We start from the raw sequence: 10,074 nt of genomic DNA, 5'->3' as shown, positions 1-10,074 counted from the left end.
GTATTAATTAATTGACGTTTATGGCATTACTTGGTATGATAACTATCAGACAAGGAAATTATGTCGAAATTTGACGAAATACCAATATAACTTTTTAAACATTAGGAGGAAAATTAATTATGAAATCAACAGGAATCGTTCGTAAAGTCGATGAATTAGGACGTGTAGTAATTCCAATCGAACTTCGCCGTACACTAGGTATTGCAGAAAAAGATGCTTTAGAAATCTATGTGGATGATGACAAAATCATCTTAAAAAAATATATGCCAAACATGACATGTGCTGTAACTGGTGAAGTTTCTGATGATAACTTCCGTCTAGTTGGAGGCAAATTAATTTTAAGCCCTGAAGGCGCAGAAATGTTAGTGAAAGAAATTCAATCTAACTTAAAAAAATAATTTGATATACTCACCTAAATCAAGCACTGTGATTTAGGTGTTTTTTTATAATTTCGCCTTGCTTAAGTGGGTCAGTAGGCGTTATCTTCATTTAATAGAAGATAACTATAATATGCCCAATTTTGGAGCCCCTTATAATGTCCATGTCAGACCTTTTATGAATAAGGATACTATTTTTTACAATTATTATCAATTTATATGATTTATATGATTTATAGACTCCTCTCTACTAATGTGGGGTTGATTTTCGTCTGGCTACACGCTTTGTTGTTGTTGTTGCTGACGCGCACTTTCGCACAGTTAAACATTTTGTTGCTGACGCTTTTGTGACTGACGCATCACTTTCGCGCAAAGCAAAGCTTCCTATGGGCGTCCGATAGCCACTTCACTCGTGTTGCTAGCTCCAGGATCTCGGTCCAATACGATGTTGATCGGTCACGAAGGCGTTATCACAGGGCGCGTGATGGTTTTAGCCTGCGCTCCTCTATCGCTAACCCCCACGGAGCAGCCCAGCCTCACATGACATTTGTTTTAACAACTATCATCCCGAAGACTATTGGTGAAGAGTCTCCATTTAAATAAATATACAAAAAAGAGGTCGCCCTTTAAGGCAACCTCTTTCTTTCCATTAACTATGGTATTCATTATAGACTTCTCGCTTAGCTACTTGACGTAGTTTTGCTACTTCCTTTATCGCCTCTTTTGATGTAATGCCTGTATCATTCATAATATAATCGACATGTTCAACGACAGACATTGTCATCCAATAGGCTTCTTCGTTTATTTCTTCCTCGGCATTCTCGTTTCCTTCGAGGACAAGACAAAATTCCCCTCGAATTTCCTCTGTTTGTGACCATTCCACTGCTTCAGACAACGTACCACGTAAAAACTCTTCAAATTTTTTAGTTAACTCCCGAGCTAATACGATTCGACGATTACCAAGAATGGATTCCATATCTTTTAAAGTGTCCTTTAAACGATGAGGAGCCTCATAAAACAAAATAGTTTCCTGACGTTTTTTTAGTTGTTCTAATTGCTGTCGACGATCCTTTTTTCCTCGATGTAAAAATCCATAAAAGAAAAATGGCTGCGGTGTTAATCCGGAAGCGATTAATGCTGATATTGCAGCATTAGGACCTGGCACCGGCACAACTGGAAAGTCCTGATCGATTGCTTTTTCGACTATATCTGCACCAGGATCGGAAATACAAGGTAGACCAGCATCACTAACTAATGCGACTGTTTTACCTTCACGTAAGAAGGCTAATAGCTTTTCTCCCCCTACCTCTAAATTATGCTCATGATAGCTGATCAGTGGTGTTTCTATATCAAAATAGTTGCATAGCTTCTTTGTATTACGTGTATCCTCGGCAGCAATAATATCTGCTTCCTTTAAAATACGTAACGCACGTACACTCATATCCTCTAAGTTACCAATAGGCGTTGCCACTAAATATAAACAACCTGTATGACCGTGCATTGTACTTTTCTGAGATTTCATGCGTCATCCCTCCCTATATATTTCATTTTTTGCTTTCGTGTTAGCTGTTTAAAAGCGTATTCTGCACGCATCGCTTCTTGTTTTGTGTCGAATTCCTCTACATAAATACATTCCACTGGACCTCGCGCTCTCGTATATTTTGCTCCCTTACCAGCATTATGCATATCAACACGCCTGTCTACATTATTCGTATAGCCAGCGTAAAAGGATTGATCGGCACACTCTAACACATAAAAATAATGGCTATTGCTCTTTTCCATAAAGGATTTCTCTCACTTCTGCTGTATATTCATTATTCGCATTATAAACATACAAGGGCGGTAATATTTTCAGATCGGGCTTACCATCTTTAATTCCTTCTATTAATAGTGTATTGGCTTCTTTACCTTCTTTCGGGTAAATAAGTTGCATACGTTTAGGCTCTAAACGATTTGCACGCATTGCCGTAACAATATCTAGTAACCGACCTGGACGATGAACAAAAGCTGCCTTTCCGCCCTGCTTTAATAATTTGCTTGCTGATTGTATTGCTTCCTCTAACGTTAAATATAGTTCATGACGTGCAATAGCGTAATGCTCACTTAAATTTTTATCACTAGCTTCATGTGCTAAAAAATATGGTGGATTACAAGTTACAACATCATATTTTTCAATACCAAGCTCCTTAGGAATTTCCTTCACATCACCAAGGACCATATGAATTTGTTCTTCTAACTTATTGTAACGGATACTTCGCTCAGCCATATCAAATAAACGTGGTTGAATTTCTACTCCTGTAATATGTCCCTTCGTTCTGGCGCTTAGAAAAAGTGGGATAACACCATTGCCTGAGCACAAGTCAACAATTTTCCCTTTATGATATGGGACATTGACAAATTTAGAAAGTAGCACTGCATCCAATGAAAACGAAAAGACGGAGGGACTTTGAATAATACGCAAATTCTCAGCTAATAAATAGTCTAATCGTTCATCACCCTTCAACCAATTTTCCATTTTTCTTCCTCCTACTATACAAAACAAAAGACTGACACCACTATAGTGGGAATCAGCCTTCTATTACACATTTTGTTTATTTAAAAATGATAGACAAAACAGACAGTCTTCACCTTTACGGGAACTTCCGAAATGAACATGACAAACATGGAAGCCTTCATGGTATAAACGTGCTAGATTATCATAACCTTCGCCAATATCTAACGGATTCTCTTTCTTCTCATCAGAAGCCTGTACAATGTTTTCATTAGAAAGTAACTCTTCTAGACGTGTACGAAGGTGATGATTTTCTGTTTCGAGTGCCTTATGCTCCTCCATCATTAACGCTACAAATTGTTTCAATGCACCAAATTGCTCCTGCATTGCTTCGAGCTGTTGTTCGAACTCCATAACGGTATCTAAGAAATTACGGTCCTTCACCCAAGCCACCTCGTCCAATTCTCTATCTTAAATAAGATTTTTTTCGCATGCTAGCAGTTCTTCTAATGTATACTCGACTGTGCGCTCCTGCTCTTGTAAATATACTTGAATGAGTCTTTCTAATACATTTAAACCGACAACTTTACCGCGGCCATCTGGTGTCATCGTCATATCACCAACGTCTGGCATGCCCTCTTTTGCTTCCTCATACTCATCATTTTCATATTTCAAGCAGCACATTAAACGACCGCACAGACCTGAAATTTTAGATGGATTTAAAGATAAGTTTTGATCTTTAGCCATTTTAATAGAAACCGGCTCAAAATCTCCTAAAAACGTTGAGCAGCAAAGCATTCGGCCACAAGGGCCAATTCCACCTAACAGCTTCGCCTCATCACGAACACCAATTTGGCGAAGTTCGATACGTGTTCTAAAAACTGAAGCCAAATCTTTTACAAGATCTCTAAAATCAACGCGTCCTTCAGCCGTAAAATAAAAGATGATTTTATTACGATCAAATGTATATTCAACATCAACGAGCTTCATTTCTAAATTATGCTCAATGATTTTTGCGCTTGCTAGTTCAAATGCGTGCTTTGATTCGGCTGCATTTTCCTCTACTTGGATACGATCACGTTCATCCGCTGGTCGTAGAACTTGTTTAAGTGGTAATACAACATCATTATCCCCAACAACCTTTTGGGGGACAACTACTTTACCATATTCTACACCGCGAGCTGTTTCTACAATGACATATTGGCTGTCCTCAAGTAGATATGATGCTGGATCAAAGTAATATATTTTACCCGCTTTTTTAAAACGGACTCCCACTACATTATACAAATGTATATCCCTCCTGCAGATTTAGCATTAACTGCTCCATCATTAACGTCCTATTCATGTTACGCTGTAAAGATGAACGTGCCTGTAAAATAGACTCCATTTGACTAGATAGACGTTCATAAGTCGAATGTAGCGCAGCTTCTTTAAATGTTTGTAACATGTCTGGGTAAGTACAAGTTGCTTCGGGATTAGCTTTTATTGACACTATATCACGGTAAGCAAATAGTAGTAAATCTAATGCCTGCTCCATCTCACTTTTTTCTTTAAACAGTGGTAGCCATTCTTCATGTACAACAAGCATTGCCTCATGTACATTTTGGCGAATTGCCTCTACTAATTTTAACACTGTTTTTCGAGCATGTGCAAACTGCTCATCATTTGCTAAAATCATAGCTGTTTCGAGTTCGTTCGTCATCATGCTCACTGTAGATGCCATCGAATAAGAAATATTGTTATCTTGCAAATGCTTTAATAATATGTGTCGAGGCATTTTTTGAAATTTAATGTGCTGGCAGCGCGAACGAATCGTTGGTAAAATTGACTGCATTTGCTCCGTTAACAAAATTGCCGTTACTTCCCCCTCTGGTTCCTCTAAAAATTTAAGTATCATGTTTGCAGATGCAATATTAAGACGATCTGCATGATGAAGTACATAAATTTTACGTCCCTCTTCCACACCCATCATCTTCATTTCTGCAATTAATTCACGTATTTGATCAATTTTAATAAATTGACCTTCTGGATAAATTTGATGAATATTTGGATGATTACCCGAATCAACACGTCGGCAATTTCGACATGTTTCACATGGAACATTTTGCTTTGGTTGCTCACATAGCATTAATTTGACAAAAAACTGCATAATATCTACTTTGCCTGTCCCTTTTTCGCCATCAAAAATGTATGCATGCGCTAATCTATTTTTGTCAAAAATCGTTTGAAGCTGTTTCATTACAACTGGTTGTAGTGTGAATAGCTCTTCAACATTCTTGGCCATATATTTAAATTCCTTCCTACATTACACTCATAGCATAATTGTTTCCTATTGCTCAAATTTAGAAATATCTTAGAGCATATAGATTGGTTTTATGTCATTCAACAAATAAGTTTGGCTGCTGAATAGATTTGAAAAAAGCCCGCGCCTACAAGAGAACGAGACACGGGTTTTACATATACAAATTAATTAATAAGCCTTTAATCTCACCGATTTTATCAAGAAGGTCAATTGCTTCCTTTTCTTCATCTAAAATATCTTGTGCAAGTTCTACAAGACGCGTATCAATAGTTTCGATTATTTTCAAGCGTCTTCCTTCACCAAAACGATTCCAAGTATGTGATTGCTTTAAATCCATACCATGCTCTACCGTTTCTTGTAGAAATCTTTTAACAAGCATTTTAAAACGAGCAAGTTCTCGTAAATTACGTGATCTTGCAACACGATCACCTGCTGTAGAAATATCCCCTAGCAATCGTGTAAGCTGTTCAGTCTGTAATTTGGTTCCTTGCTTGACGACCATATCTCCAAATCGGTTATTTTGATTATTGTTATGCAGCGGCTCTTTACGATTAGTATTTAACCCGACACGTATATCTTGATTGATCTTCAAGCTGTTCGCCCCTTCACTTGCTATCAAATATATATAATGTGTTGTATTTCTTTTAACGTCGCATTATTTAAAAATGATGAAACTGTTCAATTGGTAATACGAAAACTGTCGCTCCTCCTACCTCTACCTCGACAGGATACGGTATATAAGAATCTGTATTCCCGCCTAATGGCGAAACAGGAGCAACCATTTGTTCTCGCGCTCGACAATTATCACGAATAATATCTAAAACTTTGGGTATGAGAGAGTCTTCCGTCCCAATAAGAAACGTCGTATTTCCAGAGCGTAAAAATCCTCCTGTGCTTGCTAACTTAGTTGCACGAAATTGATTTTTCGTTAAAGCATTCGATAAGCGGCTGCTATCCTGATCTTGCACTACAGCTACGACTAACTTCATTCGCACTCACCCCTTTGATAAAATTTAACTAAATAAATTTTATTACCTTTTCAATTATGCCGAGGCATAATTGTGTTCGGATTCGTACTTGGACAAAGTACGCCTTTCCGATTCCATGATATACGCCAGAGTTCCTCTATTTCAGTAGGTGTTTGGATATCTCCTGCATAGGAACAATATCCGCATTCAGCTATTGTCGCTTCGCTTCGCGCAGAAAACATTTACTGAATGATTATAGATGTTACCATTATATCACATTGTGGTAGACAACTTCATGCATTTACTGTATTGCTTCATATATTAATGACCATACATCTTCGACAACACGCTCAATACTTTGATCCGCATTGACGACACGTATACGCTCAGGGTAACGCTCTACTAACTGTAAATATCCTTCCCGAACCTTCTTATGAAAAGCTAAACTTTCAACATCTAAGCGATTTACTTCTCGCTCTCCATGAGCATGAATGCGTGCCAAGCCAACCTCTGGTGCAAGGTCAAATAATATTGTCAAATCAGGTAACATCTTACCGATTGCGAACTCATTAATAGATAATACTTCATCAACGCCGATACCACGCGCATACCCTTGATATGCTAATGAAGAATCGATAAATCGATCGCAAATAACCGTTTTACTAGCCTCCAACGCAGGTCGTACTTTTTCAAAAAAGTGCTGACTTCTCGCTGCTGCGTATAATAATGCTTCTGTACGCTCATCCATGGCTGTATGTTCAGGGTTTAAAATAATGCTCCTAATTTTCTCAGCAATTTCAATACCACCAGGTTCTCTCGTTGCTAATACATCAATATTTTCCTCTGCAAGTCGCTCGGCTATTTTTTGAATAACTGTTGTTTTTCCGGCACCCTCTGGACCTTCAAATGTAATAAATAAATTGCAATTCATGCTGTTATTGCCTCCAACTACTTAATGATCTCAATCATCTTCTCTTCTAAACGGTGATTTCCTTGGAACGTTGCACCACAAGCTAATAATTCCTCTAGCTGACTTAGCTTTGCTACTGTTATTTTTTCTCCCGGAACAAGCAATGGAATGCCCGGTGGATAAGGAATAATCATATTAGCAGAGATACGTCCTATTGTTCGCATATACGGTAACCATTCTTTTTCAGCCTTTTCAATTTCATCAAATGTGTAGGCTGGTTCCGTAATAGCTACAAAATTATAGGCTGTTTGTGAAGCCGTTATTATCTCTGCCTTTGGTGTACTTACTAACAATGTTATAGCATCCTTAATACGAACACGTATTTCTGCAAATGGATAGTTATGTCCCTGTTTCAATAAGGGTAGCACAAGCAACACTTGATTGGCATCTGCTAGTTCCGCATATACATGCTTTGCTTCTAATGCCTCTTGTAATTGAAAACCGCTATAACCATTAACACGTAACAATAATTTTATAGGGTCGTCTACCTCAATAACTTCCAAAGAGCCAATAGCTTGTAATGCCTCTATCCATTGATCTCTTTTTTCTATTATATATGCACCGTCACTCTCCATATATGTCTGTATATAATAGCGTGCATCATCTAATGAAGCCAATAAAAGATAAGATGGGCTGCTAGATTGTAACATACGTAAATAGTGCTTTATTTTGTCGACATCGATTAAATCAGAATTAACATGCATAAAGGATGCCATAGTCATAGCAGGCAATGTTTTATGTGCAGACTGTACTACTATATCTGCACCAAATGTCAATGCTGATGGTTGAAATAAAGTACATGCACTAAAATGGGCTCCATGTGCTTCATCCACTAAAACAGGAATACCCTTGTCATGACAATACGCAATTTGCTGCTGCAGTTCTTTAGATGCCATACCATAATAAGTAGGATATGTTAAAACGACAGCACGGGCCTCTGGATAACTATCAACTGCATCCTTTAAATCTTTATAAGAAACATGTGTTGCAGTTAATGTACGTTCATCCCAAAGCGGGGAAACAAATACAGGTTTTGCTCCAACAAGCTCTAATGCGTGAAATATAGACTTATGTGCATTACGTTGGACAATAATCTTATCCCCTTTTTTACATGTGGCATAAATCATTGCTAAGTTTCCAATTGTAGATCCACCTACTAAAAAGAAACTTTTCATCGCTCCATATGTATCTGCTAACAAGTTTTCTGCCTCTAATATCATTTCCTCTGGCTGATGTAAGTCATCAAGTCCCGATAACTCTGTTACGTCATATCGCATTACATCTTTAAATGGCTGAGGAAGATGGGAGAGTTCTCCATGCTTATGACCTGGGACATGAAAGGAAATATTTTGTTGTTGTCGAAAGCGCTCTAACCCTTCTACAATCGGCCTTTTCTTTTGCAAAACAAAACACTCATTTCCGTTATATTCTCAGTTAATTATAACACTTACGGTACAAAAACATTTGCTGATTGGTTATAAATAAAGTGAAATTCATATAACCTTTTTCCCGATCCAATGTGCTAGTAAGGCAATAGGTATCAGTAAAAGACAAAATGGTAAACATACGAAAATAATATTCCATGTTATGACTTTATTAACTAATAACGAATGATACAAAACTAAACTGTATGGAATAACAATTATCAAAGATGTGCGTGCACCTGGTGTAATGGAACGAAGAAAAATAGATTGTGCAAGGTGAGTGAGTGAATGTAAAAAGTAAGTTAGCGTAACAACCGTAAAAAAGTAGATTTCTCCATATGGCCCATGATTCACATACTGATTTGCTACAAAAGTGGAACTACTTACAAACATGAATATTACGATGACCGCTACCGCAAACTGCGCAGTCGACATCGAAAACTGTTTCATAACTCGATCAGCCATTTTTTTCGGCAATCTTTCGTACAAAATAGTAGCATTCTTATTTAGCCACTTTTCAACCATAATAATCTCTTCAAAATCATGAAGAATAAACATAATAGGAAATAACCAAATAAGTGTTTGAATACCTAGCCATTGTTCCATGATGATTCCTCCCCAAAGCCCTCATCATAAAGCGATTTCCGTTTCCTTGGGCGCTTTCTCGGGGCGTCCGATAAGCCCCTTCGCTCTCTGTGACATTAATGTTATCAGAGAAGTCGCCCAATCTTCTCTCCAATCAGCTTATATCAACTGCACACGTATTAACAATGTCATCCGCAACTTTTGGTAATGAACCATAAAAGGATCATTGCACCTAATAGCAACTTTCTTTTATATTACATATACTCTACGTTTAACAGTAAAACTATTTTAAAATGTACTTAACTCTAATTTCTCTACAACATACGAGCTTTTACCGCCATCTCTTGTACAAGCTGTTCAACTAATTGTGGTACAAACTTCTCTAAAACTGGATTCATCATCCCTGCTAAGAAACCACTTGCCTTCATTGTTAAATTGCCTATTAGCTGACATGTACCATTTTGATCTTGTGTAATTTCAAAATAACCATCACCGTTTATCGGGTCTGATAAGCCTACCAAATCAAACATAACTTGATTAGAGTTCGATTCCTTGTCCTTAAGATTAACCTTTACAGCTTTTTGGATAATGCCAAAATCCCCTTTAAACACCCAAATCATATTTTGTTCATTTGGAAATTCATGATGTAAATAACCGGGTATTAGTGCAGCCCATTGCTCTTTATTTTGAATAAACGCTTGTAGCTTTGCTTTCTCAATTTGAATATTTTCACGGTATAACCCTGTTGCCATCTCAACACACCCCTTTATTTGTTTAATTTAATTTTAACATTTTTTAGGGGTTTATTACTGCGTTTTTAAAACAATAAAAAACCACTGATTTCTCAGTGGCTACTTTGTGCCTAGCGACGTCCTACTCTCACAGGGGGAAGCCCCCAACTACCATCGGCGCTAAAGAGCTTAACTTCCGTGTTCGGTATGGGAACGGGTGTGACCT

Annotated in this window: 13 protein-coding genes and 1 rRNA gene; 1 reads left to right on the top strand and 13 read right to left on the bottom strand. The window is 37.6% G+C overall.

The features are described 5' to 3' along the window. The first annotated feature begins 119 nt into the window (after positions 1–119). The gene (locus tag PVA17_RS23665) at positions 120–398 is read left to right on the top strand and encodes a transition state genes transcriptional regulator AbrB (protein ID WP_004229214.1); all 279 of its coding nucleotides are present in this window, start codon (positions 120–122) and stop codon (positions 396–398) included. A 628-nt stretch (positions 399–1,026) separates the two neighbouring features. Here PVA17_RS23665 and rsmI read toward each other — a convergent pair. From rsmI to rrf, 13 genes are all read right to left on the bottom strand, one after another. Continuing rightward, positions 1,027–1,899: a 16S rRNA (cytidine(1402)-2'-O)-methyltransferase gene (gene rsmI / locus PVA17_RS23660; RefSeq protein WP_132364290.1), complete on the bottom strand. Its 873-nt coding sequence runs from the start codon at positions 1,897–1,899 to the stop codon at positions 1,027–1,029. Then, positions 1,896–2,159 (bottom strand): GIY-YIG nuclease family protein, encoded by a 264-nt coding sequence (locus PVA17_RS23655; RefSeq protein WP_132364287.1) that lies wholly within the window; start codon positions 2,157–2,159, stop codon positions 1,896–1,898. The genes rsmI and PVA17_RS23655 overlap by 4 nt, the downstream gene beginning before the upstream one ends. Next, a complete protein-coding gene (locus PVA17_RS23650; protein ID WP_132364285.1) occupies positions 2,143–2,892 on the bottom strand; it encodes a tRNA1(Val) (adenine(37)-N6)-methyltransferase in 750 nt (249 codons plus the stop codon). Before PVA17_RS23650 ends, PVA17_RS23655 begins: the two co-directional genes overlap by 17 nt. Before the next feature lie 63 nt (positions 2,893–2,955). After that, positions 2,956–3,312 carry a DNA replication initiation control protein YabA gene (gene yabA / locus PVA17_RS23645; protein ID WP_132364283.1) on the bottom strand — a complete coding sequence of 119 codons (357 nt, stop codon included), beginning with the start codon at positions 3,310–3,312 and terminating at the stop codon, positions 2,956–2,958. A 27-nt stretch (positions 3,313–3,339) separates the two neighbouring features. Then, positions 3,340–4,155: a PSP1 domain-containing protein gene (locus PVA17_RS23640; protein ID WP_132364280.1), complete on the bottom strand. Its 816-nt coding sequence runs from the start codon at positions 4,153–4,155 to the stop codon at positions 3,340–3,342. Beyond that, positions 4,148–5,152, bottom strand: a complete 1,005-nt coding sequence (holB, locus tag PVA17_RS23635) for a DNA polymerase III subunit delta' (protein ID WP_132364278.1) — start codon at positions 5,150–5,152, stop codon at positions 4,148–4,150. The genes PVA17_RS23640 and holB overlap by 8 nt, the downstream gene beginning before the upstream one ends. A 169-nt stretch (positions 5,153–5,321) precedes the next feature. Next, on the bottom strand, positions 5,322–5,762 hold the full coding sequence (locus PVA17_RS23630; RefSeq protein ID WP_132364275.1) for a YaaR family protein: 441 nt from the start codon (positions 5,760–5,762) through the stop codon (positions 5,322–5,324). Positions 5,763–5,829: 67 nt separating this feature from the next. Further along, positions 5,830–6,159, bottom strand: a complete 330-nt coding sequence (locus PVA17_RS23625) for a cyclic-di-AMP receptor (RefSeq protein ID WP_049667342.1) — start codon at positions 6,157–6,159, stop codon at positions 5,830–5,832. A 280-nt stretch (positions 6,160–6,439) separates the two neighbouring features. Then, the gene (gene tmk / locus PVA17_RS23620; RefSeq protein ID WP_132364273.1) at positions 6,440–7,069 is read right to left on the bottom strand and encodes a dTMP kinase; all 630 of its coding nucleotides are present in this window, start codon (positions 7,067–7,069) and stop codon (positions 6,440–6,442) included. 17 nt (positions 7,070–7,086) lie between these two features. Beyond that, positions 7,087–8,511: an aminotransferase class I/II-fold pyridoxal phosphate-dependent enzyme gene (locus PVA17_RS23615; protein WP_274069180.1), complete on the bottom strand. Its 1,425-nt coding sequence runs from the start codon at positions 8,509–8,511 to the stop codon at positions 7,087–7,089. A gap of 90 nt (positions 8,512–8,601) precedes the next feature. After that, entirely contained in the window at positions 8,602–9,138 is a 537-nt protein-coding gene (locus tag PVA17_RS23610; protein ID WP_274069179.1) for an HXXEE domain-containing protein, read from the bottom strand. Between the two features lie 293 nt (positions 9,139–9,431). After that, positions 9,432–9,869: an SRPBCC domain-containing protein gene (locus tag PVA17_RS23605; RefSeq protein ID WP_274069178.1), complete on the bottom strand. Its 438-nt coding sequence runs from the start codon at positions 9,867–9,869 to the stop codon at positions 9,432–9,434. 108 nt (positions 9,870–9,977) lie between these two features. Further along, positions 9,978–10,074, bottom strand: a 5S ribosomal RNA gene (rrf, locus tag PVA17_RS23600); the annotation flags it as partial.

Origin of the sequence: Lysinibacillus sp. CNPSo 3705 (assembly GCF_028674935.1) — a bacterium.
GTDB lineage: Bacteria > Bacillota > Bacilli > Bacillales_A > Planococcaceae > Lysinibacillus.
The sequence above is the reverse complement of the archived record's forward strand: the minus strand, read 5'-3'. Positions and strand labels throughout refer to the sequence as shown.

Coding starts and splice junctions, on each gene's coding strand:
- holB (WP_132364278.1), bottom strand. CDS start 5,152: ATGGCCAAGAATGTTGAAGAGCTATTCACACTACAACCAGTTGTAATG.
- PVA17_RS23655 (WP_132364287.1), bottom strand. CDS start 2,159: ATGGAAAAGAGCAATAGCCATTATTTTTATGTGTTAGAGTGTGCCGAT.
- tmk (WP_132364273.1), bottom strand. CDS start 7,069: ATGAATTGCAATTTATTTATTACATTTGAAGGTCCAGAGGGTGCCGGA.
- PVA17_RS23610 (WP_274069179.1), bottom strand. CDS start 9,138: ATGGAACAATGGCTAGGTATTCAAACACTTATTTGGTTATTTCCTATT.
- PVA17_RS23665 (WP_004229214.1), top strand. CDS start 120: ATGAAATCAACAGGAATCGTTCGTAAAGTCGATGAATTAGGACGTGTA.
- PVA17_RS23650 (WP_132364285.1), bottom strand. CDS start 2,892: ATGGAAAATTGGTTGAAGGGTGATGAACGATTAGACTATTTATTAGCT.
- PVA17_RS23605 (WP_274069178.1), bottom strand. CDS start 9,869: ATGGCAACAGGGTTATACCGTGAAAATATTCAAATTGAGAAAGCAAAG.
- PVA17_RS23625 (WP_049667342.1), bottom strand. CDS start 6,159: ATGAAGTTAGTCGTAGCTGTAGTGCAAGATCAGGATAGCAGCCGCTTA.
- rsmI (WP_132364290.1), bottom strand. CDS start 1,899: ATGAAATCTCAGAAAAGTACAATGCACGGTCATACAGGTTGTTTATAT.